This is a genomic window from Streptomyces alboniger (assembly GCF_008704395.1).
Classification (GTDB): domain Bacteria; phylum Actinomycetota; class Actinomycetes; order Streptomycetales; family Streptomycetaceae; genus Streptomyces; species Streptomyces alboniger.
In genome coordinates, this window is sequence record NZ_CP023695.1 from 7,753,136 (window position 1) to 7,777,992 (window position 24,857).

23 protein-coding genes and 2 pseudogenes are annotated in these 24,857 nt (G+C 67.7%); 11 read left to right on the forward strand and 14 right to left on the reverse strand.

Annotated features, from left to right (window positions below):
* Window positions 1–110 precede the first annotated feature (110 nt).
* Window positions 111–1,091: a GNAT family N-acetyltransferase gene (locus CP975_RS33845; RefSeq protein WP_199783053.1), complete on the forward strand. Its 981-nt coding sequence runs from the start codon at window positions 111–113 to the stop codon at window positions 1,089–1,091.
* A 61-nt stretch (window positions 1,092–1,152) separates the two neighbouring features.
* Complete coding sequence (locus CP975_RS33850) at window positions 1,153–1,587, forward strand: cupin domain-containing protein (RefSeq protein ID WP_055531992.1); 435 nt, start codon at window positions 1,153–1,155, stop codon at window positions 1,585–1,587.
* Here the strand turns inward: CP975_RS33850 and CP975_RS33855 are convergent.
* Both CP975_RS33855 and CP975_RS33860 read right to left on the reverse strand, forming a co-directional pair.
* Window positions 1,574–3,451 (reverse strand): helix-turn-helix domain-containing protein, encoded by a 1,878-nt coding sequence (locus tag CP975_RS33855; RefSeq protein ID WP_055531994.1) that lies wholly within the window; start codon window positions 3,449–3,451, stop codon window positions 1,574–1,576. The two genes, CP975_RS33850 and CP975_RS33855, sit on opposite strands and share 14 nt — an antisense overlap.
* 137 nt (window positions 3,452–3,588) lie before the next feature.
* Window positions 3,589–4,497: a 3-hydroxyacyl-CoA dehydrogenase family protein gene (locus CP975_RS33860; RefSeq protein WP_055531996.1), complete on the reverse strand. Its 909-nt coding sequence runs from the start codon at window positions 4,495–4,497 to the stop codon at window positions 3,589–3,591.
* Between the two features lie 463 nt (window positions 4,498–4,960).
* On the opposite strand from CP975_RS33860, the gene CP975_RS33865 reads away from it, so the two are divergent.
* The 6 genes from CP975_RS33865 to CP975_RS33890 all read left to right on the forward strand — a co-directional run bounded on the left by CP975_RS33865 (window position 4,961) and on the right by CP975_RS33890 (window position 11,699).
* Entirely contained in the window at window positions 4,961–5,755 is a 795-nt protein-coding gene (locus CP975_RS33865; protein ID WP_150477702.1) for an esterase/lipase family protein, read from the forward strand.
* A gap of 118 nt (window positions 5,756–5,873) precedes the next feature.
* Window positions 5,874–6,749 carry an alpha/beta hydrolase family protein gene (locus CP975_RS33870; RefSeq protein ID WP_070321239.1) on the forward strand — a complete coding sequence of 292 codons (876 nt, stop codon included), beginning with the start codon at window positions 5,874–5,876 and terminating at the stop codon, window positions 6,747–6,749.
* 134 nt (window positions 6,750–6,883) lie between these two features.
* Complete coding sequence (locus CP975_RS33875; protein WP_055532003.1) at window positions 6,884–7,558, forward strand: LysE family translocator; 675 nt, start codon at window positions 6,884–6,886, stop codon at window positions 7,556–7,558.
* A 191-nt stretch (window positions 7,559–7,749) separates the two neighbouring features.
* Entirely contained in the window at window positions 7,750–8,190 is a 441-nt protein-coding gene (locus CP975_RS33880) for a nuclear transport factor 2 family protein (RefSeq protein WP_055532005.1), read from the forward strand.
* 266 nt (window positions 8,191–8,456) lie between these two features.
* On the forward strand, window positions 8,457–10,319 hold the full coding sequence (asnB, locus tag CP975_RS33885) for an asparagine synthase (glutamine-hydrolyzing) (RefSeq protein WP_055532007.1): 1,863 nt from the start codon (window positions 8,457–8,459) through the stop codon (window positions 10,317–10,319).
* A 237-nt stretch (window positions 10,320–10,556) separates the two neighbouring features.
* Window positions 10,557–11,699, forward strand: coding sequence for an alkene reductase (locus CP975_RS33890; protein WP_055532009.1), 1,143 nt, complete (start codon window positions 10,557–10,559; stop codon window positions 11,697–11,699).
* Here CP975_RS33890 and CP975_RS33895 read toward each other — a convergent pair.
* Window positions 11,666–12,034, reverse strand: a complete 369-nt coding sequence (locus CP975_RS33895; RefSeq protein ID WP_342788006.1) for a winged helix-turn-helix transcriptional regulator — start codon at window positions 12,032–12,034, stop codon at window positions 11,666–11,668. The two genes, CP975_RS33890 and CP975_RS33895, sit on opposite strands and share 34 nt — an antisense overlap.
* Before the next feature lie 311 nt (window positions 12,035–12,345).
* On the opposite strand from CP975_RS33895, the gene CP975_RS33900 reads away from it, so the two are divergent.
* On the forward strand, window positions 12,346–12,639 hold the full coding sequence (locus CP975_RS33900) for a DUF1330 domain-containing protein (RefSeq protein ID WP_030785126.1): 294 nt from the start codon (window positions 12,346–12,348) through the stop codon (window positions 12,637–12,639).
* A 153-nt stretch (window positions 12,640–12,792) separates the two neighbouring features.
* Here the strand turns inward: CP975_RS33900 and CP975_RS33905 are convergent, their stop codons facing one another.
* From CP975_RS33905 to CP975_RS33940, 8 genes and pseudogenes are all read right to left on the reverse strand, one after another.
* A complete protein-coding gene (locus CP975_RS33905) occupies window positions 12,793–13,938 on the reverse strand; it encodes a 3-deoxy-7-phosphoheptulonate synthase (protein ID WP_055532019.1) in 1,146 nt (381 codons plus the stop codon).
* A 185-nt stretch (window positions 13,939–14,123) separates the two neighbouring features.
* Window positions 14,124–14,525: a VOC family protein gene (locus CP975_RS33910; RefSeq protein ID WP_055532011.1), complete on the reverse strand. Its 402-nt coding sequence runs from the start codon at window positions 14,523–14,525 to the stop codon at window positions 14,124–14,126.
* A gap of 96 nt (window positions 14,526–14,621) precedes the next feature.
* Complete coding sequence (locus CP975_RS33915; RefSeq protein ID WP_150477705.1) at window positions 14,622–15,668, reverse strand: hypothetical protein; 1,047 nt, start codon at window positions 15,666–15,668, stop codon at window positions 14,622–14,624.
* A gap of 83 nt (window positions 15,669–15,751) precedes the next feature.
* The gene (locus CP975_RS33920) at window positions 15,752–16,252 is read right to left on the reverse strand and encodes a hypothetical protein (RefSeq protein WP_070321240.1); all 501 of its coding nucleotides are present in this window, start codon (window positions 16,250–16,252) and stop codon (window positions 15,752–15,754) included.
* Window positions 16,242–16,634 carry a carboxymuconolactone decarboxylase family protein gene (locus tag CP975_RS33925; RefSeq protein ID WP_051820489.1) on the reverse strand — a complete coding sequence of 131 codons (393 nt, stop codon included), beginning with the start codon at window positions 16,632–16,634 and terminating at the stop codon, window positions 16,242–16,244. The genes CP975_RS33920 and CP975_RS33925 overlap by 11 nt, the downstream gene beginning before the upstream one ends.
* A 56-nt stretch (window positions 16,635–16,690) precedes the next feature.
* Window positions 16,691–17,203 carry an aromatic-ring-hydroxylating dioxygenase subunit beta gene (locus tag CP975_RS33930; RefSeq protein ID WP_150477706.1) on the reverse strand — a complete coding sequence of 171 codons (513 nt, stop codon included), beginning with the start codon at window positions 17,201–17,203 and terminating at the stop codon, window positions 16,691–16,693.
* Complete coding sequence (locus tag CP975_RS33935; protein WP_199783155.1) at window positions 17,200–18,519, reverse strand: aromatic ring-hydroxylating oxygenase subunit alpha; 1,320 nt, start codon at window positions 18,517–18,519, stop codon at window positions 17,200–17,202. The genes CP975_RS33930 and CP975_RS33935 overlap by 4 nt, the downstream gene beginning before the upstream one ends.
* 348 nt (window positions 18,520–18,867) lie before the next feature.
* Window positions 18,868–19,401: pseudogene (locus tag CP975_RS33940) on the reverse strand (transposase); the annotation flags it as partial.
* A gap of 192 nt (window positions 19,402–19,593) precedes the next feature.
* Here CP975_RS33940 and CP975_RS33945 point away from each other — a divergent pair.
* The gene (locus tag CP975_RS33945) at window positions 19,594–20,340 is read left to right on the forward strand and encodes a phosphotransferase family protein (RefSeq protein WP_055534085.1); all 747 of its coding nucleotides are present in this window, start codon (window positions 19,594–19,596) and stop codon (window positions 20,338–20,340) included.
* A 5-nt stretch (window positions 20,341–20,345) separates the two neighbouring features.
* Here the strand turns inward: CP975_RS33945 and CP975_RS33950 are convergent.
* A pseudogene (locus CP975_RS33950) lies at window positions 20,346–20,925 on the reverse strand (GlxA family transcriptional regulator); the annotation flags it as partial.
* A 365-nt stretch (window positions 20,926–21,290) separates the two neighbouring features.
* Between CP975_RS33950 and CP975_RS33955 the strand changes: the two are divergent.
* Window positions 21,291–22,652: a S41 family peptidase gene (locus tag CP975_RS33955; RefSeq protein ID WP_055534082.1), complete on the forward strand. Its 1,362-nt coding sequence runs from the start codon at window positions 21,291–21,293 to the stop codon at window positions 22,650–22,652.
* A gap of 78 nt (window positions 22,653–22,730) precedes the next feature.
* Here the strand turns inward: CP975_RS33955 and CP975_RS33960 are convergent, their stop codons facing one another.
* Both CP975_RS33960 and CP975_RS33965 read right to left on the reverse strand, forming a co-directional pair.
* Window positions 22,731–23,192: a GNAT family N-acetyltransferase gene (locus CP975_RS33960; RefSeq protein ID WP_055534081.1), complete on the reverse strand. Its 462-nt coding sequence runs from the start codon at window positions 23,190–23,192 to the stop codon at window positions 22,731–22,733.
* 8 nt (window positions 23,193–23,200) lie between these two features.
* Complete coding sequence (locus CP975_RS33965; RefSeq protein WP_150477707.1) at window positions 23,201–24,844, reverse strand: phytoene desaturase family protein; 1,644 nt, start codon at window positions 24,842–24,844, stop codon at window positions 23,201–23,203.
* Between the last annotated feature and the right edge of the window lie 13 nt (window positions 24,845–24,857).

Here is a 24,857-nt window from a genome sequence, read left to right on the forward strand (position 1 = left end):
GTGACAGCCGTATCGGGACCAGTCGCCTCGCCTGCGGCGCACGTACGTGGTGCGATGGAAGAGGGGAAGAGGGGAAGAGGGGAGGAGGGGGAGTCGGGAAGGAGAGAGCGATGATGCCACCGGCAGGGGACCGCAAGAGTGGCACGGGCCCTGTGTCGGTCCGCCCGCTCGGCGAGGCGGACCTGGACCGGGCCGACGAGATCTTCAGGGTCGCCTTCGGGACGTTCTTCGGGGCTCCCGAGCCGGAGACGTTCTTTGGGACCGCCGACTACGTCCGCACTCGCTGGGCGGCCGATCCACAGGCGGCCTTCGCGGCGACGGTCGACGGCGAAGTCGTCGCGACGAACTTCGCCGCCAACTGGGGCAGCGTCGGGTACTTCGGTCCGCTGACCGTGCGTCCCGATCTGTGGGACCAGGGCGTCGGCAGGCGCCTCATGGAGCCGGTCATGGACTGCTTCTCCACCTGGGAGAACCGCCATCTGGGCCTGTTCACCTTCGCACAGAGCCCCAAGCACCTTGAGCTCTACCGCCGTTACGGTTTCTGGCCCCGATTCCTCACGGCCATCATGAAGAAGCAGGTGGCCGGCAGTGCCGCGGTCCCCGGCCGAGTGCTGTACGGCCAACTGCCCGCCGCCGAGCAGCCCCAAGCCCTGAGCCTTTGTCGCGCACTGACCGGGGCCGTGTACGAGGGCCTGAGTCTGGAACGCGAGATCGTGGCCACGCACGCGCAGGGGCTCGGCGACACCATTCTGCTCCAGGGCGCCGGCTCCGAACTCGACGGCCTGGCCGTCTGCCATTGCGGAGCCGGGTCGGAGGCGGGCGAGGACGTGTGCTTCGTCAAGTTCGGAGCCGTACGCCCTGGCCCGGAGGCCGCCAACCGGTTCGAACGACTGCTTGACGCGTGCGAGCAGCTGGCCGCCGAGCGCGGACTGCACCAACTTGACGCAGGGATGAACCTGGGCCGCCCGGACGCCTACCGACGAATGATCGACCGCGGGTTCCGCACCTGGTTGCAGGGCGTGACCATGCACAGGCCCAACGAACCCGGCTACAGCCACCCCGACGCATACGTGATCGACGACTGGCGCTGAGATCCCCCGAGCCTGGACCGCCCCGGTCGCGTAGCCAGGCCGGCTGCTACCTTGCGAAGCCATGACCGACAACGTGTATGTGGGCAATGCCGGCAGGGACGCGACGCTGGACCGGGGATGGCTGCTGGGGCATTTCAAGGACGCCTCCGATCCTCGGCACAGCGAGGACGTGGAGATCAAGTGGGGCGTCCACCCGCAGGGCGATGAGCGGGCTCAGTGGGTGACCGGCGAAGAGCGCACCGCCCTGTTGGTCCTCATCAGAGGGCGCTTCCGAGTGGAACTGCCCGGACGCAGTGTTCTCCTGGCCGAGCAGGGGGATTACGTGGTGTGGGGCCGTGGCGTCGATCACTCCTGGTTCGCGGAGGAGGAGTCCGTGGTGCTGACGGTCCGCTGGCCCTCGGTCCCCGGTTACAAGGTGACCGAGGAAGTGGGCGGGCGCCGTGGCCATAGCGGGCAGGGGGGAGTGCTGGAAGGGGCGCCTGTCAAAGCCTGCTGACTCTCAACAGCCGCAGCGCGACCTGGATTTCGAGAAGTCGTTCCGGGTCGCGCCAGGCGGCGCCGAGGAGGTGGCTCACCCGGCCCAGGCGTTGGGTGACGGTGTTCACGTGGAGGTGCAGCTCGTGCGCGGTGTTGCGGGCGTGCTGGCCGGTACGGCAGTACGTGTCGAGCGTGTGTACGAGGTCGGAACGATGGGTGCGGTCGTATGCGATGACCGGGCCGATGACGGATTCGATGAAGGAAGCGGTGGCCGGCTCGCCACTGAAGAGGGCTCCGACGAACCCGAGTCCGCGGGTGTCGGCGATCTCGCCGGTCCTGCCGAGGGCGACCAGGGCGTGCAGGCAGTTGTCCGCCTCACGGAAGGCGGCGGCGACGTGACTCGGGTCCGCGGCTCGCGCTGTTCCGGCGGTGACGGGGTGGCGTGAGGTGCGCGCGAGTTCGTCCACGGCGCGGCGCGCCAGGTCCTGGGGGTCTTCTCCCGGCAGCAGCAGGACGACGGTGTCGCGCCGGAAGGTCGCGAGGCCGTGGGAGCGCCGGGCGATGGCCGCGGCGGCGGCGAAGACCCGCTCGTGTGGCTTGTCGTCGATCCGGGCCACCACCACGGTGCGGCAGGTGGCGAGGTCGACGCCGAGCAGGGCGGCCCGGTGCCGCAGGAGGTCGTAGTCCTTGCCGTGCGCGGCCAGCAAGTCGCCCAGCAGTTCTCCGCGTACGCGTGCTTCGGCCTCCGCCATGCGCCTGCGGGTGACGAGGACGAGGGAGGCCACCAGCGCGGCCCTCTCCAGGATGCGCCGGTCGGTGGCGTCGACCCGCGCGGTGGCGCTGAGGATGATCGTGCCAAGGGGCTCGGACTCGGTGATCAGGGGAACGGCGCACCGCGTCGCGCGGATCACGGTGTGCCCCGCCTGCCAGGCCTCCGCGCTGAGTCGGCCGAGTTCGTCGGCCGGCACCGTGTCCTGACCGCAGGACCGGGCCACGACGGCGCCCTCCTCGTCGAGGACGACCACCGTGCCCTCGATCGCGGCCGCCGTCGCCTGCACGACCTCGTCGACGCCGTTGCCCTGGATGACCAGGCGGGTGAGGCGTTCATGGACCTCCGCGGTGCGTTCCAGGTCCGCCATGTGGGAGCTGATGGTGTCGTTGGCGACCCGCAGCTCCGACACGGCCTCCTGGGCGGCACTGAGCAGGCGGCTGTTCTCGATGGCCACGGCGGCGTGTGAGCCGAGCATCATGAGGACGGTGATGTCCCGACTGCTGAATTCGCGCTGGCTGCGGTGAGCGGCCAGCAGGACCCCGATCACGCGCTGGTTGAGTTTGACCGGCACACCCAGCAGGGATTCGATGCGCTCCGCGGCGACGGTCTCGTCGATCTCACAGGTGTGGGTGAAGGAATCGTCGGTCAGGTAGGAGGCGGCGAAGTACGGCTCGCCTGTCCGCGCCACGATTCCGCCGACCCCGGTGCCGACCGGCAACCGCAGTTCACGCAACAGACCGGAGATGTTGCCCGCGGCCGCCTTGATATAGCTGTCACCGCGGCCGCGGTCGCTGAGGCTGATGTAGGCCAGGTCGCAGTCGAGCAGCCGCCGTGCCCGGTCGGCGATCGCTTGGAGGATGGGGTCGAGGGCCCGCAAGGAGGCCAGGTCGTTCGCGGTGTCGTTGAGCAGTTGCAGCTCCGCCTCGTTGCGGCGGTGCCGCAGAAGCTTCTCCCGTAGACGCAGCGCGATCGCCCGTTCCTGCTCCAGCGCGTCGAGGTGTCCGGGCGGCCGTCCCGCGGCGCGGGCCGACGTGAGCACCTCGTCGAAGGCTTCCAAGTCGGCGTCGCTGAGCAGCAGTTCCAGGAAAGACATGTCGTACGGCTGTGCCATCCGCCCTCCAGACCTGTGCCGTCGCAGCCCGGCAAGTATGGCGCCGCATCGCCGGTGGGGCACCGGAGCGGTCCGCGGCGAACCACTTCCCTCCGCACAGGCGTCATCGCTACCCCTGCGGCGGGCCGGTCGGAGGCTTACGGCTCGACGAGGTTGCGGCGAATGCCGTTCTCCAGGCGTTCCGCCACCTCCTCCCCCCGCTCGGGAGGCCAGGTCAGCAGCCCGCTTCCGGAGGCGCGGCCCCGGTGCCCGGCGTCGAGCGGCTTGTCGAGCGCGGGAAAGGTGACCGCGGCCGACAGGTGGGGCGCCAGACTGACGAGGATGTCCCTTGTCAGGTCAAGGCCGATGAAGTCCGCGTTCTCCATGGGGCCCACGGACGACCAGCGCAGCCCCAGGCTCGCCCGCATGACCGTGTCGATCGTCACCGGGTCGCACACGTCCTGCTCCAGCAGATGCAGTGCCTCCCGCACCAGCGCGAACTGGAGCCGGTTGCCGATGAATCCCGGGACATCGCGGTGCAGGCGCACCGTCGTCCTGCCCATCCCGGTCAGCAGGTCGCACGCCTCCTGCACGAACCGTCGGTCCGTTTCCGCGCCCGGGGCGACCTCGACCAGCGGCATGACATAGGGAGGGTTCCACCAGTGCACTCCCACCAGCCGTTGCGGGTGCCGCATGCCCTTGCCCACTTCGGTGAGCGAGAGCACCGAGGTGTTCGACCACACCGGCGTCACGGCCGGAATCTTAGCTTCCAGCGCATCGAGGACCTGCTGCTTGACGTCAAGTCGCTCGGGGACGGCTTCGAGGACGGCGTCCACACCCACCACCATGTCCGACAGGGTTTTCGCCGCCGTGATGCGCGCGGTGACCGGCCCGGCGCCGGCCGGCGGCATGGCGCAGCGTTCGAGTGCCCGCGCGATGCGTTCGTCGAGTGAGGCCAGGGTCGCGGGATCCGCGTCGAACACGGCGACATGGTGCCCCGCCTGGGCGAGGGCGACGGCGATCCCGTGCCCCATGAGCCCGCCGCCGATGATGCCGAACCGAGTCATGTGCCTGACCTCCAGGACTGGGGGATGGGTGCGGTTCGGCGGAAGGCGGCGCACACGCCGACGGCTCTGCTCGCACGGCGGGCGGGCGGCCACGACGACCGCACGGCGCTGACGGCCCCCGCCGCGCCGCTACGACGGTAGGGCGCCGCTCCGGGGCGCTACGAGAGCAGCAGCGCACATAGGTGAGGCGATGGAGGTGTGCCGAGCGCCCACTCGGTGCTCCCGGGGCCAAGGTGCCGACGGCGCACGCCGGTTGTGTCGCCGCGCCTGCCGGCCACTGAGGCCGAGACGTAATGGCTGGAGCAGACACCGCGGGAGGTGAAAGACGTGTACTGCACCCATCTGCCTGCCGCGACCGGTGGTTCTAGCGTGCTCTGTGTCACACCCCCCAACCCCTGTCGGCGTAACTCCGAGTGTGAGCCGCACATGAGCGCTCGGCCCCCCGGCAGTAAGGAGCACCCCCATGCTGTTTGCGTCCACCCGGCCCCGCGGGACGGCATCGACTCACACCGGCACCCGGCGAGCAGCCCGTACACGGTTGCTCAGCGCTTCCATCGCGGCTCTGCTGACCACGAGCCTGCTGGGCCTTGCCTCCCAGGAGTCCAGCGCGGCGCCCCGGTCGGCCCCCGCCGCCGCACACGACCCCGTGATCATGATCCCCGGCATGACCGGCTCACCGGCCAACATGAACGCCATGAAGTCCAACCTCCAGACCAACGGCTGGCCCGCGAACCGGCTGTTCACCTGGACGGACAGCAGCTCGATGACGCAGGACCTGGCCAAGGCCGCGAAGGAACTCTCGGCCAAGGTCGATCAGGTCCGCGGCCAGACCGGGGCCGACAAGGTCGTCCTCGCCACCTGGTCCGCCTCCACCCTGGCTGCCCGGTACTACATCAAGAACCTCGACGGCGCGGACAAGGTCTCCCAGTACATAGGCTTCGCCGGACCTCAGCACGGCACCACCAACAACGGCTGCCAGTGGTACGTGGCCTGCCAGCAGTTCGCCTCCCCGAACACCCCCTTCCTCCAGGCCCTGAACAACCCCTCCGAAGTCCCCTTCAACGACAAGGTCGACTACCTCACGATCAGGTCGACCGCGGACTACAACGCCACACCGACCGACACCGCGAAGCTGGCCGGCGCAGACGAGAACTACCTGATGAGTGGGCCGACGGCCCCGAACCACCTCGTGATCATCTCGAATGCCACGGCGTTGGCGAAGATGCGCTCGTTCATCACCGCGCACGAGAACGACTGACACACCGCCCGGTCACGGGGGACGTGCACGGAGCCCTGCCGGGCTTCGCACTCGACACCATTCGTCCAACTCCCGGCAACTCCCCGACAGGCAGTACCTGTTCGAGCAGAGGAGAACCATGGCTTCCCTTCCCCGCGCCCTGAAACGTCGTCGCGCGAGCCGCGCCGTAGGCACCGTGCTCGCCGCCCTGACCCTGCTGGCGGCGGGCGGCGTCACGGGCACCACCGCGGCCGGGGCGACGTCCTCGACCTGCCCGTCGGTCAACGGCCAGTGGGACGCGCCCGGCCCGTTCCCCGTCAGCTCCGCGTCCAACGGCCGAGGCACGACCGTCTTCCGGCCGACCGACCTGGGGACGTTGGGCTGCACCACGCACCCGGTCATCTTGTGGAACAACGGAGCCCGCTCGGGGCTCGACCGGTACGCCCCCCTGCTGAACCACCTCGCCTCACACGGCTTCATCGTCGCCGCGGCGGAAGGCAACGCGGGCACAGGAGGGCCCATGCTGCGAGGCCTTGACTACCTGACAACCGAGAACGGCCGGGCGGGCAGCGCCTACCAGGGCAAGGTCGACTTGGCCAACGTGGGCGCCACCGGCCATTCCTTCGGCGGCGGAGCGGCGGTCGACGCCAGTGCCGATCCCCGGGTGGACACGATCGCGCCGATCTACCCCCTCGCGTTCGGCAGCGGCAGCCGCGTACGGGGCCCCGCGGTGTTCTACGCCGGTCAGAACGACACCATCGTGCCGCCCTCGACGGTTCGCAGAACCTACAGCCAGGCCACCCAGGTGCCTGCCATCTACGCCGAACAACGCGGCGCCGACCACTACGGCATCCCCGGCCTGCACGGCCCGGTCACCGCGTGGTTCCGCTTCCACCTCATGCGCGACGAGCAGGCTCGTGGCCTGTACTTCGGCCCCAACTGCACCTACTGCTCGTCTTCGTTCTGGTCCGTCTTCGAGCGCAACCCCCGGGCCAAGGCAGTCCCCGGCCCCTGAGCGAGGCCACAGCGGCGACGTCCACAACCCGCGCCCGCGCACAGGGCAGTTGGCGCGCTGCATGAGGGGCGGCTCCGGTGGAACCCAGAGGGCCAGGACGCGTCCGGCGGCCGGACGCAGAACGGAGCGGGATCATGTCGGTCGACCTTGTCGGTTTCCTCGGGGTCGTGATGCTCGCGTATCTCGTGCCCGGTCCGGACTTCCTGGTGATCGTACGGGCGGCCGCCCGCCGGGCGTCACTCGGGCGCGCGGCGGCGTTCGGCGCCCAGACCGGCCTCTGCGTGCACATGTGCGCCGCCGCGCTGGGCCTGTCGGCGATCGCCGCCCAGTCCGCCCTCGCGTTCACCGTCATCAAACTCGCGGGCGCCGCCTACCTCGTCCATCTCGGCGTACGTGCTCTGCTGGCCGCGCGGAAGGACACCGAGCACGGCGGCGGGCACGGTGCGGCGGGACGCGAGGAGGCGCCCGGGCGTTGTTCTTCCGACGGGGCCGCGGCGGGGGAGCGTGGGCACAGTCGCCGGGCCAGCTTCGCCGAGGGGTTTCTCAGCAACGTGCTCAACCCGAAGGCCGCACTGTTTTTCCTGAGCATCCTGCCGCAGTTCGTGAACCGGGGCGGTTCACCGACGCGGCAGATCTTCCTGCTCGGTGCCCTCGACGTCCTCGTCGGTGTCGTCTACTGGCTGGCTCTCGTAGGCTTCGCCGCACGCCTGCGGACGGCGCTGGCCCGCCCGTCCTGGCGCCGCCGTTGGGAGCGGATCAGCGGCAGTCTCTTCATCGCCCTCGGCATCACCGTGGCCACGGCGGAGTGACGACACGTCAGAACGGCGCCCACACCGGCGCAGGGCACCACCAGGGTGTGCGCGGTCGAGCGGTTGCGGAACCCCGGGCTCCTCTGTCGCCGGACCCCGCGGTGGTGATACTCATGAACAACACCAATCATATTCATGGGTAGTACGCGTCCGTCACAAAGTGGTACGCGTCCGTACGTGGAGGATGAACCGTGACCGCCAAGACCACCGTCGAGCGTTTCCGAGCCGCCATCGACCAGAGCGACGTCGCGGCCCTGGAGGACCTCTTCACCGACGACACCATCCTCTACAGCCTCGCGAAGCTCAAGCCCCTTGAGGACAAGCAGACGATCCTCGGGCTCTTCGACGTCCTGCTGCGCACCTTCGAGGACTTCCGTTACGTCGCCCAGTACACCGGCGTCGCCGCGACGAGCGCCGATGGCACCGAGGCTCCCTCGGAGATTCTGGTCTTCCGCGGCACCGTGAACGGCGAGGAGATCCACGGGATCGACCAGCTGTACTTCGCGGACGACGGCCGGATCAAGGAGTTCAGCGTCTTTGTCCGGCCGCTGTCCGCCGCGCAGGCGCTGAGCGAGGCGGTGCTCGCCCGGCTGGCGGAGGCGAAGCTCGCGACGGCGCCGACCGCCGAGTAGCGCGATCGGCCGCGGCATCGGGGGAGCGGCCGCGGCCTCTTGTTTTGGCCCGTCAGGAACAGGTCCGCCAGATCGTGGCGGACCTGCTCCGTGTCCGCGGCCGCTCGCCTGCCCGGCAGGGCGAGGACACTTCCTGGTCTACCGGCGGGCCCAGGCCGCCGACATCCAGTCGTCAACTGCCCGTCCCCTGGCTATGGTTGACCGAGAGCTGGTCCAGGCCACATTCTCTTCAGGATCTAATAACTCGCCCTATGGAAGGACAAGTCATGTGTGGTGTCGCAGGGTTAGTTCGATTCGACCGGGACCTCGGCGCGGCGGATCGGACGGCTGTGGCCGCGATGACCGAGACAATGAGCTGCCGGGGGCCGGACGCCGGTGACATCTGGCAGGGTCGGCACGCTCTCCTGGGGCACCGGCGCCTGGCGATCATCGACCTGCCCGGCGGCCGTCAGCCTATGCGGCGCGAGGTCGCCGGCCACGGCACCGCGGCCACGGTCGCGCTCTCGTACAGCGGCGAGATCTACAACTTTCAGGAACTGCGCACCGAACTTACCCAGCAGGGACATCGTTTCGAGACGAGGAGCGACACCGAAGTCGTCCTGTGCGCGTATCTCCAGTGGGGTGACGCGTTCGTCGAGCGACTCAACGGCATGTTCGCCTTCGCCCTGTGGGACGGGCGGAAGGAAGAACTGCTGCTGGTGCGCGACCGACTCGGCGTCAAGCCCCTCTTCTGGCAACCGACTTCGGCGGGCGCACTGTTCGGCTCCGAGCCCAAAGCCATCCTCGCGCACCCTGAGGCCCGTCGCGACGTCGGCATCGAGGGCCTGCGTGAGGTCTTCTCGCTGACCAGGACGCCGGGAAGGACGCCTTACACACATGTGCGCGAGGTCGAACCGGGCACGGTCGTACATGTACGTGACACCGGGAGCCGGATCAACCGGTACTGGTCGCTCACCGCACAGGAACACACCGACAGCCTGGAGGTAACGGCCGCGACGGTCCGCGACCTTCTGGAGGACGCCACCCGCAGGCAGCTCGTCGCCGACGTTCCGCAGTGCGTCCTGCTCTCCGGAGGCCTGGACTCCAGTCTCATCACAGCCATCGCGGCCCGCGCGATGCGGGCGCAGGGCGCCCGTATCCCGTCCTTCGCTGTGGACTTCGAGAGCGATGCGGAGTTCGAGGCCTCGGAAATGCGCGGAGAGCCCGACCCTCCCTACGCCCGGCTGCTCGCCGCCCACGCCGACACGGACCACGCGGACCTCGTCCTCAAAGACGCCGAGTTGATGGACCCGCGCACCCGTGAGGCCGTCGCGGCCGCCCGCGACGTTCCGGCCGGCTGGGGCGACCTCGACACCTCCCTGTACCTGCTGTTCCGAGCCATCCGCGGTAAGTCGACCGTCGCGCTCTCCGGTGAGGGCGCCGACGAATTCTTCGGCGGCTACCCGTGGTTCCACCGGCCCGAAGCCGTGAACGCCGCGCAGTTCCCGTGGGCGGGCCTCGAAACCTTCAGCCTGGGGGACCCCGCCACCAGTCGCCTCACCCTGCTCTCGCCGGAGCTGCTGGCGGAGCTGGACATGGAAGCGCACACCAAGAACGCCTACCAGGAAGCGCTGGCCGAGGTGCCCAGGCTGCCGGGCGAAAGCGGCCTGGAACGCAGGATGCGGGAGATCGGCCACATGCACATCACCCGCTGGCTTCCGGAGATGCTCGACCGGAAGGACAGGACGAGCATGGCCGTCGGCCTCGAAGTGCGCGTGCCGTTCTGCGACCACCGGCTCGTGGAGTACGCGTTCAACATCCCCTGGGCTATGAAGACCTTCGACGGACGCGAGAAGAGCCTGCTCCGCCTGGCCGCGCGGGACTTGGTACCCGAGCCCATCCTCCAGCGCAAGAAGGCCAGTTACGCCGTCACGCAGAGCCCCTCCTACATGGCGAAACTCCGCCGGACCCTCGCGGACGTCGTCGCCGACTCCACGGCCCCGGTGCACCAGCTCCTCGACCGGGACGCCCTCCGCCGCGCCGTTTCCGCACCCCAGGGCGAGCACACGAACACCGGACGCGCAGCCATCGAACTCGTCCTCTCGCTCGACCTGTGGCTGCGCAGGACCACGCCCGCCATCAGCGTCTGAACCGAGCCGTAGGCACAGCCGATCACGCACGCACACCCGATCACGCACGCGAAACCCGGTGAGCCTGGGCCGCCCCGGTGAGCCGTGCGGAACCGCTCCCTCAACCGGGGATTTCCCCTGCGCGAATGGTTGTGGTGGGGGTTCGGTCCCCCTGGGGTGTGACGTGTACATGACCCGTTCCCATGAGGGAACGGCTCACTTTCACCTCGTTATCCACCCAATTGTGAAAGGATACCCATGTCTGTCAGCACATCGGAACTTTCACCCGATCCGTCTGAAGCATCGCTTTTCTCCCCGGTCTCCCTCGGGAAGATAGCGCTCGCCAACCGCATCGTCATGGCTCCGCTGACCCGGGTGCGGGCCGGGTCCTCCGGCATCCCCGGGGAGCTGATGGCCGAGTACTACCGGCAGCGGGCGAGCGTCGGAATGATCATCACCGAGGGTACCTACCCCGACCATGCGGCGCAGGGGTGGGTCGGCGCGCCGGGCATCGCCACCGACGAGCAGGCGGCCGGCTGGCAGAAGGTGTTCGAGGCGGTGCACGGCGAGGGCGGCCGCATCGTCCTACAGATCCAGCACGCCGGCCGCGCCACACACCCCGACATCAACGGGGGCCGCCGCATCCTTGCCCCCAGCGCGATCGCCATAGACGCCAACATTCCGTTCACGGCGAAGGGCGAGCAGCCCTTCGCCGTGCCGGAAGCGATGACCATCGCCGAGACCCGGGAGGCCCTGGAGAGCTTCGTAGCAGCGGCCCGCCGGGCCGTCGACGCGGGAGCGGACGGCGTGGAACTCCACGGCGCCAACGGCTACCTGCTGCATCAGTTCCTCTACCCGGGAGCCAACCAGCGCACCGATGAGTACGGCGGCTCCCCCGAGAACCGGGCTCGCTTCGTCGTCGAGGTGGTCACGGCGGTCGCCGAGGCCGTGGGCGCCGAGCGGGTCGGGTTGCGAATCTCACCGGAGATGACCTCCGAGAACCTCCGCCAGGGTGTCTTCGAGACCGACCGGGACGACGTCCTGGCCACCTACGGCACCCTGGTGGACCAACTGCGCCCGCTGGACCTGGCCTACCTGTCCATCCTGCACAGAGAGCCGGGCGGCGCGCTGGTGCAGGAGCTGCGGCAGCGCTTCGACGGCAAGATGATCGTCAACAGTTCCTTCCTCTGGCAGACCACCCGTGAGGAGGCGATACGGCGGATCGAGGCCGACCACGCCGACGCCGTGGTCGTGGGCCGGGCCCTGATAGCCAACCCCGACCTGGTCGAGCGCTGGCGCGGCGGGCATCCCGAGAACGAGTCGCGGCCGGAACTGTTCTACACGCAGGGCGCCGAGGGTTACACCGACTACCCCTTCCTCCCCTTCCTCCGGACGGCTTGACCCTCCAGATGGCTTGAGGCCAGTGCGATGCGCGATGGATCGTCGGTGTGGTCCGCCCCTTGCGGGTCTATCGTGGCCGCCCAGCGTTCCGCCCAGCGGGCGAGGGGGTCCAGGGTGTGACGGGCCTCCTCGCCCAGCGGGGTGAGCTGGTAGCGGCTGTCCGGCAGTTGGCGAATCACCTGCGCATCCAGCAGTTCGGCCAGGCGCTGCCGCATCACGCTGGAGGACATGTCGTCGCACCGCCTCTGCAAGGGGCGGAAACCAAGCGGACCCGCGCGAAGCTCCCACAGGATGCGCAGGCTCCACCGCCGCCCGAACAGATCGAGTGCGGCCATGAGGGGGCGGCCGGTGGTCGAGCCGCGAACAGGGTTGCCAGGTCTGGGTGTTGGCATGTCGGGACGTCCAGCTCTCCAGGATTGACGCTTCGATTTCCGACACGCTAGCATCGCTGACCGCTTCGGAAACCTGGCTCGCCCTCACCCGCCGACGCTCGCTCGAGACCAACCCGCTCGCAGCCCCAGCCGGTTTGATCGAAGCCGTGTCCGATACTTCGAAGCTGTCTCCGTCGGCTCGCCGACCCATAGCGCGCCGACCATGGTCTGAGCACGCTTCTGATCGTCAATCAATTCCGAACACAGGAGGAACCGTGGCCAAGGGCTACTGGGTCAGTGTCTACCGCAGCATCGCAGACCCCGAGAAGGTGGCTGCCTACGACAAGGTGACCGCTCCAGCCATCGAGGCCGCGGGCGGGCGGACGCTCTCCCTCGGCAGCCGGGTCGTCGCGCACGACGCCGGAATCGCGGAGCGCACCGTCCTGATCGAGTTCGACAGCTTCGAACAGGCGGTCGCCGCACGCGAGAGCGCCGCCTACCAGGAGGCGCTGGACGTACTTGGTGACGCCGTCGAGCGCGACTTCCGCATCATCGAAGGCCTCGACTGACGACCACTGGGCCTAGGTGTGGGCCCCGTGTCCGCTCCCGGGCCCGCAGGTCGACGGCCACCTCGACACCAGCGCACACCAGGCCGGCAAGCCGGGTGAAAAGGTGTCAAGCGGGTGGCCGTCGACCTGTTCTGTGGACGGTGGTCGCGTCGTTCAGCGGTGCCAGGCGGATACGACTGCTACGGCCTGGTCGATGTTGAGGCGTGGGTCGCAGTGGGTGGTGTAGCCCACGGGGTCGAGGAGGTCATCGAGGCGTGACTCGTCCGCCACGCATTCACCGACGTTGTCCGGTGTGGCTTCCAGGTGCAGTCCCCCGGCGACCACGTTCTGCGCGCCGGCCACTTCCTGGAAGAGTTCCACTTCGCGGGTGACGCTGGTCAGCAGGCGGGTCTTGCGGCCCAGAGGGCCGCGCTGGGTGTTGCCGTGCATCGGATCGCACAGCCAGATGACCGGATGCCCCGCCTCACGGACAGCGGCCATCAACGGCGGCAGCCACTCCTCCACACGATCCGCGCCCATCCGGGAGATCAGCGTCAGCCGGCCGGGCGTACGCGCCGGGTCAAGGACCGCACAGAGCTGCGTCAGCTCAGCGGGCGTCATCGTCGGACCCACCTTGCAGGCCACCGGATTGTGGACGCGGGCCAGCATCTGCACGTGCGCACCGTCCAGCTGGCGGGTACGGTCCCCGATCCACGGCCAGTGCGTCGAGGACAGCAGCAGGCCCTGCCGGTCCTGACGCAGCAGCGGCAGCTCGTAGTCCAGCACGAGGGCCTCGTGGCTCGTCCACACCGGCGCCCCGGCCGGCAGACCCCATGCACCGCCGAGCCGGCGCAAGAACTCCGTACCGGCATAAGCCGCCCGGTAACCGGCGAGCAGACGCGCCGGATCCGGCTGACGCAACTGCGGATCAGGACGCGGATCATTAACGAAGTGGCCACGGAAGGCAGGGAGTTCGATGTCCCCGTGCCGCTCCAGGTCGGAGGAGCGGGGCTTGGCGAACTGGCCCGCGATCCGGCCCACCCGCACCACGGACAGACCGGTCTGGGCCTGCATCGCCCCGGCCAGCGCATCCAGCATGCCGGCCTTGCGTCTGAGCACCTTGGGAACACAGTCCGCGGGATCCTCGGCACAGTCCCCCGCCTGGAGGACCTGCAATGTGCCCGCCGCGACCTCGGCGAGCAGCAGCCGCAGCTGGCGCACCTCGTCCCAGGCCACCAGGCCGGGCATATCACGGAGTTCGCCGCTGACCTGTTCAGCCAGACGGTGGTCCTTCCACCGCGGTTGCTGCTGGGCCGGCAGAGTGCGAAGCCATTGACCCTCGCGCTCCGCATCCGAAGTGACATCGGTTTCAGATAACGATGTGAGAGTGAGAGGCGTAGTCACGAAGTGGATCCCCCGTTTTGGGAAGCTCGTCGCTCCGAAGTTGCAGACAACTACTCAGGTGAGCAGGAGGTAGCGCACTGGCTCAATGGGAACGGGCATGTTCAGTCGTAGGCGTTTCCAGCCATCTTGCGCTTGAAGTCATCGCTGTGTTGGACGTACTCGGCGATCGTTCCGTCCGGACTCATTGCGCGCAGGTTGTGCCCTGAAGGAACAACCTTGATATCGTCGATGATCTTGATGTCGGTTTGGATGAAGTAGGCGCGCACGGCCTCCAGGTCATCCACCAAACAGGTCAGCTTGGTAGGCTCGAACCGCTCGGTATCAGCCTTGTCTCCCGCGAGCAGGAGAATGCTTCCGATCCCGACGATATCGAGGTTGAACTCCGCGTAATGAAATTCGTGGTGCGGGCGGTCCACTCCTTGGAGTGCCATGTAGAACTCTTTACTTGCTTCGAGTTCCGTCTTTCGAAGGTATACCCTGTAAAAAGACTTGAGGATCTTCATGGCTACTCCCGGCTCAAGCTGCTGCTCGTGATGTCGTGCGAACAGGCGGGCGCATGAACGATCACCCCCGCCTTGAGAACGCGTCTTCGTCTTTCGCTATCGCCGCTGTGTCAGGAAATGGTGCGCCTTACCGTTGAGGGTGAAGGTCATATGCATTCCCGACCCTTCCGCGGCCGCGCCCCGCGAGACGGCGTATGGCATGTGCCACTGATATTTGAGGAGGGTTCCCTTTTCCGGACTGAAGTCGGACCCGTCATACGGCGAGACGTCACCGTAGTTGTTGACGCCGAATCGACGGGGGTGGGAGATGATCCCTGGCATCACAGCCTCGCCGGCGGCTGCAAGTTCCTCGGGCGTCTCCAACTGCGCGACCTTTTTCTCGACTTCGGCTGCCTGTGCCTTGTAGTAGTCGCGGATCTGACTACCACTGCTTCGAGCGACCACCTCGCTCGGAACAAGCAGGTACATGAGATGATTCCCGAAGTGAAGGCTTGAGCCGTACGAGGCGTTCTTCATCACGAGAAGGTTCCCGCTCTGCCTTCTGAGGAATTCTTCCTTGACCATGTCGAGATGGGGGCCGATCTTCTGGGTCGGCTCGATGGTCTCCCGAAGTACCCAGGGCATCATCCGCACCGCTTCATCATCATCGATGAAAGGCTTCCTCGCGGGGAGATACTGGCCCAGGTCATCGGTCCGCAGTTGAAGCTCCGCGATCGTCTCCGCGATGCGGAACTGGTCCTTTCCTGTCTTCATGGTGCTCATCAGCGCCTGCTGGAAGCGGAAGCACCTGTAGCCGTCCTGCATCGACATGGGGAAGGCGGTGAAGATCCCCTGGATGTTGGGGTTCGACTTGTACGTGACGGACATCAACAGGAAGCCGTCGTAGTAATTGAGGTACTCGTCGAGCACGACCTCCTGGAAGGATGAGATCGGGAAGTCCTCCGGATCTTCAAACTGCCGTTCGATCAAGTAGCACTTCGAGAACAGGGGGTTCTCGTTGAAGTAGTGACCGACCGCTTCGCGAAAATCGTCAAGCGAAAATGGCCGCTCAACGCGGTACGTCGAAAGCGCCGGGATGAATTCCGTCACGTTGAGGGGGCGCGTGAAAGACATCAGGTTGAGGCGGATCATTTTGTCGACCATCGACAAAGGCATACCTAATCACTCCGGTTGACTGGCACGAGAAGTGCTGGAAGACGTTTCGGTCGGGGGCCCGGCAGAGGCGCCTAGTCCTCCCCTGGAGCGTGGGGACGCTCCGCGCGCCAGGTGCATCCGTCGCCCGCCAGTTCGCATGACACCGTGACGTCCGGGTCCACGTAGCGGGTGGCGATGGCGGTGTTGAGTTTCTGGCAGTACCCGCACGGTGACTTGAACGTCAGGGCGACGCCGGCGCGGGCAGCTTTCTTGCGGTACCGGAGAATCCCGCACTCGGCGTTACGCAGGACGGGGCCCGAGGGATCAGGCTCAATGGACACGTCCGAGTCGTACAGCAACAGCTGACGTTGCATCCGGGTCATGAAGTGATCGGTAGCCGATAACCCCTCGGGCCGTTGCGCTCTCATCAGGTCCGCGGTGATGCGGGAGTTCGCCTCAATCCATCGGGCGAGGCCTTCTTCGCCGTGCTCTCCGAGGACGAACTCGTCCGCGCCCGTCTGGGCCTCGAAGTACCGCTGACGCCAGAGATCGACTTTCTCCGCCGGGTCGAGAGAGGTGGTCTCACTGGTCATGGTCCGCGTCCTTCCCGGTGGCGTTGTCCAACTCGGCGAAGACTTCCTGGGCGACGCGCAGTCCGTTGTTGGCGACCGGCCAGCCGCCGTAGTAGGCGAGCTGGATGATGACTTCGATGATCTTCTCTCGCGACATGCCGAGATTCAGGGAGGCGCCGATGTGGCCCCGCAACTCCCAGTCGGTCCGCGCCAGCGCGACCGCGGTCAGGGCGACCAGCTCGCGCTCCTCAAGGCTCAGTTGCGGGCGGGCCCAGATCTCACCGAAGAGGTGCTCGACGGTGATCTGTAGGAACTCCGGGTAATTACCCGGGCGCGGTTCACGGCCGAAGACCTCCTTGAAGATGGCTTCGCCCCGCTCGTGCCGGGCAGACGGCTGATTCATCGATCAATTCCTCCGTAGGGGGCGAACGTTCGCATCACCGCGGACAGGCGTGCCTCTTAGAGGACGATGCTGAGCTTGCCGTGCTCGTAGAGCGTTTCGTGGTCGAGGATGACTTCGCGCCTGCGGATGCGGAACGACTCGCCTTCGGGGACGAGTTCGAAGCGGTACTTGCCGACGTAGGCGTCGGAGCGCCCGTGTCCGAAGCGGTAGGCGACGACATTCGCCGCCACCTGGAGGTAACTGCCGTGATCAGCCAGGATCTCCACGTTGCTGATCACGCGGTTGGTCCGTGACCGGGGGTCCTCGCACCACACCTCGCCGTTGAGGATCTGCTCGATCCGCTGGCGCAGCCGGGCGGCATCGTCATCGATGAGCCCGAGCGCACCGGCCACCTCGCCGCGGACGTCGGTGGCGGGCACCACGTAGCGGATGTCGTCGGTGAGCATCTCGTCGTACCACTCGGTCAGACGCCACTCGTCGAGGAGCCGGGCCTCACGGAAGAGGAACTGGCTCACCCGGTGCCACAGCCTCACCTGGGCCGCGTCATCGACTCTCAGTTCGGTGGTCATTCCTTTTCCGCCCCTTGCAGCTCGGCCTGGTGAGCGACCTCGAAGTGACCGTCGTCGCCGTGCATCAGCCGGTCCCACTGCCGCCAGAACTCGCGGGCAGGAAGCTCGTCGGTCGTCTCGGGAATCTCTTTGTTCATACCGCGCGACAGATCCGAGTAGCGCACCGTGCGGTTGCGGTAACCGCGCTGGCACGACTCGATGATCTCGATGTCGTCCGGCGTCGCGAAACCGGCGGGACCAAGGAACGTCAGGTAGTGGCTCTTGCGGAGTTCCCGGATCTCCGGATCCTCGTCCTTGGGGGCCAGCGCCACCGAAGTGATAGCCATCCGGTCGGCACCGACCGGGTCGATCTTGCGGATCGTGAGCGCAATCGCATCAATGATCATCAAATTGGGGAAGATCATCAACGCGCGATTCATACCGGTGATCCGCTGCGCACGCTCGGCACCGAACTTCTCGGCGAACCGCGCCGCGGTCGCCTCCATCCGCGGCCGCAGCTCAGGATCGAACATCGGCGTCCAGTGAGCCAGCGGACGGGCAGCGGCCGGCGGCAGCTCATTGGCCCCATGACCCAGACCCAGAGCACGCCCGAAACCACCCCGCCGACGCGGCGGCACCGACCCCAACGACTGCATATAACTGACATACCGCTTGTGCAGCGCCCGGAAATGATAGATATCGACGCTGTTCTCCATCATGAGCTTCCAGTTGGCCTGAGCCCCGTGCAGCTGCGCGCCCTGAATCACCTCCATCCCCGTCTCCGACTGATCAGCGACCAGATCGATGTACTCCGTAGCCCCCGCCAGATACTCCGTCAAAGTACGCGGCTGCTGCGGATCAAAGGTGACGAAGACAAAACCCCGGTAACTGTCACTGCGGTGCTGCGCCAGACCGAAGTCCGCCTTCCGGAAACCGGGCCCGTACCCGTCCGGAATCGGCACCCCGGTCAGCTCACCCTTGTTGGAGAACGTCCAGTCGTGATAAGGACACCGGAACGATTTGACCTGCCCAGCCGGCTGCGAACAGAGCAGAGCCCCACGGTGCGTACAACTGTTGGCAAACACCCGGATCGCCCCGTCGGACCCGTGCGCCAAAATCACCGGACGCCCGCCGACCTCACGCGACACAAAGGAACCCGGCTCCGGCACCTCCGACTCGTGCCCCACGTACAACCAGCAGCGATCAAAGATCCTCGCCATCTCCTGCGCCGCAACATCATCGTCGGTGTACGCACGACGATCCACCCGGAACGAGAGGCGCTCGAGATCATCAACGACAATCGGGTCATCCACCGGCCGCTGCAATTCGGTCGTCACTGCTCCCTCTTTCACTGCACATTCCTGAACGGTTCTGACGACTACCCCGACCGCGCGCGTGCGGCAGCACCACCGCACCCAGCCGCGCGGCACACACCCGGCCCCCGACGCGTGTCGGACCAAACGCACCAATGCGGGGACGTAGAAAACCCGACCACCGGGGGCCGTTCACAACTCTCCAGCCCTCCCGAGTGGTGGGTCACAACTACGGGCAGGTTGTCAGATCGTCAAGTCGGCCGTACATAGGACTTAAGACCCATCGACGGCTGTCGCCATGCCTCGACGCCTGCCGACAGCCTCATAAGACGCCATTTCATTTGGCGAGCCTGCGGTGGCATATGGGGGGTGGCGCAAGGAGAGCCAGCGCCGCAGGTGGAAGCAGTCGTAGCCCATGTCGTCATGGAGCTTGGCGGGCCCCGGCGCCTCGGTCGCGACGCGGGCGGATGGGCGGCGTGCCGCGGCGATCAACGAGCAGGTGGATTCTCGACCCGCTCCTGCCGCGGCCGATCGGAGTCGGTCCCGTCAACCGCCCCCTTTGAGGGCGCGGACACTGACCGACTCGATCGCGTACCGCGACCAGTCCAGTTCGCCGCGCCGGCCGTGTTCGTCGAGGACCAGGCGGTGGAGCTTGGCCCACACCCTCGCCTCGGTCCACTCGGTGAACCGGCGGAAGGCGGTCACCCCCGAGAGGCCGAAGCCCGGTGGCAGTTGGTTCCAGGTGCACCCCGAGGTGGCGACGAAGATGATGGCGGCCAGCACCTCCCGGTCCCCGTGCCGTCGCCGACCGCCGCCTTGCGGGCGCTCCGGTGCTGGCGGAACGACCCGCTCGAACAACCCCCACAGGCCATCCGGCGCCATCCGCTTCACAAGCGAAGAGGTCACCGGTCCAGACTGCCGCAAGATCACACCAGACGAAATGGCGTCTAGGCACGGATCTCCTGGCGAAGCGGTCGGAGTGGTCTGATCGGCGGTCGGTGTCGAGCATGAGGCCACCGGGTTGCGGGCCACGGGCAGCCGGGCGCTCGCAGGTAATATTCCCGGCGATGTCGACGGTCATGCGGGATGCTGGTCGCCATGGATGAGGTCGAGGTCGTCGTCGCCCATGGCGAGCGCGTGACCCTGCGCGTGGGCGACATGTTCCTGAAGGTGGACGCCGACCAGGCGCGCATCGACGTCGAGGTCGAGGCGATGGCCCTGGCGCCGGTCCCGACCCCGGAAATCCTGTGGCACAAGCCGCCCGTGCTCGCGATCGCTGCCGTGCCGGGGACGGCGCTCGGCCGCCTCGGCGAGCCGTCGACCGCCTCGCCTGCGGCGTGGGCCGCGGCGGGCACCGCCATCCGGCAGTTGCATGATGCCCCGTTGCCGCCCCGCCCCGGCCGGGCCGGACGGAGCGTCCACGCGTTGACGGCGGAACTCGACAGTGAGTGCGAGTGGCTCGTGACGCACGGCGTCCTGCCCGCCGACCTGGTCACCCGCAACCGCCAGGTCGCCGAGGCCGCGCTCCGGCCGTTCCCTGCGGTGTTCACGCACGGCGACCTACAGATCGCTCACGTATTCGCCGCCGGCGACGAGATCACGGGCATCATCGACTGGTCCGAGGCGGGCCAGGGCGATGCCCTGTACGACCTCGCCACCTTGACACTCGGACACCAAGAGCGCCTCGGTGACGTCGTCGTCGGCTATGGCACCGACGTCGACCTCGACGTGATTCGCGCGTGGTGGTCGCTGCGGAGCCTCCTGGGGGTCCGTTGGCTGGTCGAGCACGGCTTCGACCCGTCCGCACCTGGCTGTGAGGTCGACGTGCTGAGATCACAGATGTAAGGAGTTCAGCGGTCGCCCGCGGTCTGGACGGTGCGGCGGTAGGCCTGGGGGAGACGCCGATCGCGGTGCGCAGGTGCTGGCGCAGTGACGCGGGCGTGGCGAAGCCGACGCGGGCGGCGATCTGCTCGATGGGCAGGCCGCCGGTTTCCAGCAACTCCCGCGCCCGGGCGATCCGCTGCTGGGTCAGCCGCCGTCCCGGGCTCATCCCCACCTCGTCCCCGAACCGTCGGATGAACGTCCGCAGGCTCATCCGGGCTTGGTCGGCGAGGTCGGCCAGCGTCAGCGGCTCCTCTGGCCGCCCCAGGGCCCACTCCCGCGTCGCCGCCGTGCCGGGGCCTGACCGCCCTCCCGCCACGGCGGCACCACGCACCGGCGCGCGACGCGATTCGCCACCTCGCCGCCGTGGTCCTTGCGGACGAGGTGCAGGCACGCGTCCACGCCGGAGGCGGCACCGGCCGAGGTGAGGATGTCACCGTCGTCGACGAACAGTACGTCCGCATCCAAGGCCACCGTGGGGAACAACTCTCGGAACCTGCCCGTCAGTTTCCAATGCGACGTGGCCACACCCGCTGCGTCGAGGCCGGCGCCCACTCGTACTGCGGGATGGCCACCATGTCGACCGCCGATTTGGGCCCAATCCAGGCGGCACGCTGAGCATTCCCCGCACCACTGGCCCTACTTGTGCGGGCACTGTCCATCGTCCTCGGCGGCACCAGGCAGACAACGTCACGCCTCGATGGTCCGCCCGTCCTGGACAGCACACCGTGGCCGAGCCGACCTGCGAGCGTGACCTGAGACGCAGCCACGCGGTCCTCCCCGGCGGGGGCGACGCGTTGACGGCATGGGGATAACCCCCCGGTTGATCAACCGGGCCGCCGGATGGTGCGAGGGCGGTCCGGTCCTGGATCGTCGGTCCTCTGACGCAAGCCGCGTACAGGGAAAGGAAGACGGTGCGACACAGGAGCTCGAAGGCCGCGACGGTAGCCGTGGTGCTGGCCCTTTCGGGAGGCGCGATCGCGCCCGCCGCGGCGACTCAAGGGGCTCGCGGGCCTCAGCAGCCGACGTCCGTCGACGGCGTATGGCGTGTGGAGGGCTACGGCACCGTCCTTTCCATCGCGGACGGCCGCTTGCAGGAGTACCAGACGACCGATATCAGCTGTCTGAAGGGCGACTCCGCGAAGCAGACGGCACCGGGCGAGTACCGCGCTGCGGATGGGACGGTCATGACTGTCCTGTCAAAGGGTTCCCTGCATGTGGCCGGATCGGCGGGCGACCGGGAGCTGCGGCGTGTCGCGGAACTTCCCGAATCCTGCCGCCGTGACCTCCCGATGCCCAAGGACCCGGTGACGGCATTCGATGTCTTCTGGCAGTCCTTCGAGGAGAACTACCCTTTCTTCGCCGCCAAGGGGATCGACTGGCACGCCGTAAGGGACACGTACCGGCCCAAGGTGCACGCCGACACGACGAGGGACGAACTCTTTGCCCTCTTCAGCAAGATGGTGAAGCCTCTGTACGACGCCCATGTCGCCGTCATCGACGGTGAGCGCAGGTTCTACCGGATCCGCCCCGGGACGACCGTGCCCAGTAAGGAGCTGGACACCAAAGTCAAGAACCACATCGTCCGGCGCGACCTCAAGGGCAAGAAGCCGCGGGAATTCGCCAACGGCCGGATCAGTTATGCGGATCTGCCGGGCAGGAAGGGCTATCTGCGCATCTCCGGGTTCGCCGCCTACAACACGAAGGACCGTTCGTACGCCGCTCAGCTCGCCGAACTCGACAACGCCCTGGACACCGTCCTCACCCCTGAGCGCACGGCCTCCCTCAAGGGGCTGATCATCGACCTGCGGATCAACGGTGGCGGTTCCGACGCCCTCGGCCTGCACATCGCCGAGCGCCTGACCGACACCCCGTACGTCGCCTACCGCAAGCGCACCCAGTACACCCGCCCGCAGCCCATCACCGTACGGCCCGTCAAGGGCACCCCCCGCTACACCGGTCCGGTCGCCGTGCTGACGAGCGGCTCGACGGTCAGCGCGGGCGAGACTTTCACCCAGGCCCTGATGGACCGGCCGGGCAGGACGGTCCGCATAGGGGAGCCCACGCAGGGCGTCTTCTCGGACGTACTCGACCGCAAACTCCCCAACGGTATGGCACTCCGGCTCCCGAACGAGGAGTTCCTGACCCGCTCGGGCCGGACCTTTGACGGCGCCGGGATCCCGCCGCACCTGCGTACGCCGGTATTCACCAAGGAGGAGTTCGCGAAGGACCGCGACTCGGCCTTCGACAAGGCGGTGGTGGTGCTCCGGGACTAGGCGGTTTCCGGCACCTGGGAGCGGGTGTTCACCGCCCTGCGACCGCCAACAGCCACCCGTGCCCGGCCAGTCCGGCTGTCAGGACGGGACGCGCAGTTGCCGGCCCAGATAGACGGAGAGCGGGTCGTCGGCGTAGTAGCCGAAGGGCGGGACTTCCGTGTAGCCGTGTGACCGGTACAGGCCGATCGCCGCCGGGTGGCGTTGGTTCGTCTCCAGAACGATCGTGGGCGCGCCTGCGTCCGCGGCTGACTCCTCCAGCCATGCCAGGATGGAACGGGAGTGACCTTTTCCGCGCTGCCTGTCTGTGACGTATATGCGTTTGAGCTCCGCGCGTCCGTCCTCGCGGAAGTGCCAGCCGCCCATCGCGATGGGCAGCGCGTTTTCGTATCCCACGGCGAACGCCCCGTTGGGCGGCGAGAATTGCTCGGCCTCGGTGGGGCTCTCGTCGGGGGCCCCGTAGATATGCACGTACTCGGCCTGTAGGCGTTCGGTCAGCGCAATGACGTGCGGGTGGCTGTAGGCCCGGCAAATGATCTGCATAGCTTTACCTATCGACCCGGGGTTGATCTCTTCCGCGCACCACTGAGCAGGGCCATGGCGGCGTTGTGGCCGGGGATGCCGCTGACTCCGCCGCCGCGTTCGGCACCGGAGCCGCACAGCAGGACGTTGGGGTCGAAGGTCTCCACACCCCACCTGCCGGTTTCCGCGTCGCAGTAGGGGAAGGTCAGGTCGCGGTGGTAGATGTGGCCGCCGGGCAGCCCCAACTCGGTTTCCAGATCCGGTGGCGTCATGGCCTCGATACAGGGGCGGCCCTCCGCGTCGGTCGCCAGGCAGTCAGCGATCGGCTCGGCGAGACAGGCGTCCAGCGGGGCCAGCACGGCGCGCAGCGTCTTGTCGCTCACCGTGTCCCCGGGGATCGGGAACAGGCGTGCGGGCATTTGCAGGGCGAACAGGGTGAGGGTGTGGTAGCCGCGTTCCCTCAGATCCGGCCCCAGGACCGAGGGGTCGGTGAGCGAGTGGCAGTAGAGCTCGGACGGTGGTGTGCTTGGCAGGCGCCCGGCCGCGGCTTCGCGGTGGGCGTCTTCGAGCTGGCTGTAGGACTCGGCGATGTGCAGGGTGCCGACGAAGGCGTCCTCGGGGTCGACCTTGTCGTCGCGCAGGCGCGGCAGGCGCCGCAGCAGCATGTTGACCTTCACCTGTGAGCCCTCGGGCGCGGGGTGGGACGGGTCCGGCTTCCGGCCCAGGAGGCGGGTGAGCGTGGTGGGGGCCACGTTGGCCAGGACCGACCCGGCAGCCACTGTGCCCTCTGTCTCATGCGATTGGTATTCGACTTCCGCGTGAGTCCCGTCGGTGTGGATGGCCACCACCTCGTGACCGACGAGGATTTCGGCGCCGGCGGCGAGGGCAACGTTCCGCAGTTCGTCGGTGAGCGCGCCCATCCCGCCGACGGGCACGTTCCAGTCCCCGGTGCAGTTGCCGATCACGTGGTGGAGGTAAGTGCGGTTTTGCAGCAGCGTCTCGTCGTGAGCGTGGGTGAAGGCCCCCATCAGTGCGTCCGTCAGCACGATGCCCCGCACCAGGTCGTGGGTGAACGTCTCCTCGATCGTCTCGCCCAAGGGGCGCTCGAACAGCGCCTCCCAGGCGGTCCGGCTGTCGACGATCCGTTCGAGCTCGGCGCGGCGGGGGAGTGGCGCGGTAAGGGTGGGAAAGACACGCTCGGCAACGTGTCGCGTCATCCGGTAGAAGCGCTGCCAGGCAGCGAACTCGCCATCGGAGCCGGTGATGGCACGAAAGGATTCGCGGGTGCGGGCCTGGTCGTCCCCGATCAGAAGCCCGGTGGCCCGGCCGTCCACCGTGGTCGGGGTGTAGGAGCCGATGCGGCGTCGGCGGTCGCGGAACGTCAGCCCGAGGTCGTCGATGATCTTCTTCGGGAGCAGACCGATCAGGTAGGCGTAGCTGGACAGTCGCGCGTTCAGACCGCTGAAGGGCTGCGCCGAGACGGCTGCACCGCCGGTGTGATCCAGCCGTTCCAGCACCAGGACGCTGCGGCCGGCGCGGGCGAGGTACGCAGCGGCGACCAGTCCGTTGTGGCCACCTCCGACGATGACGACGTCGAAGGAGGAGCGGGTGGGCGCCGGCTTGCCCGCAAGAGGGGTGTCTACAGCACGGGCACTGGAGGAGGGAGAGTGCACGTCGATCTCCGAT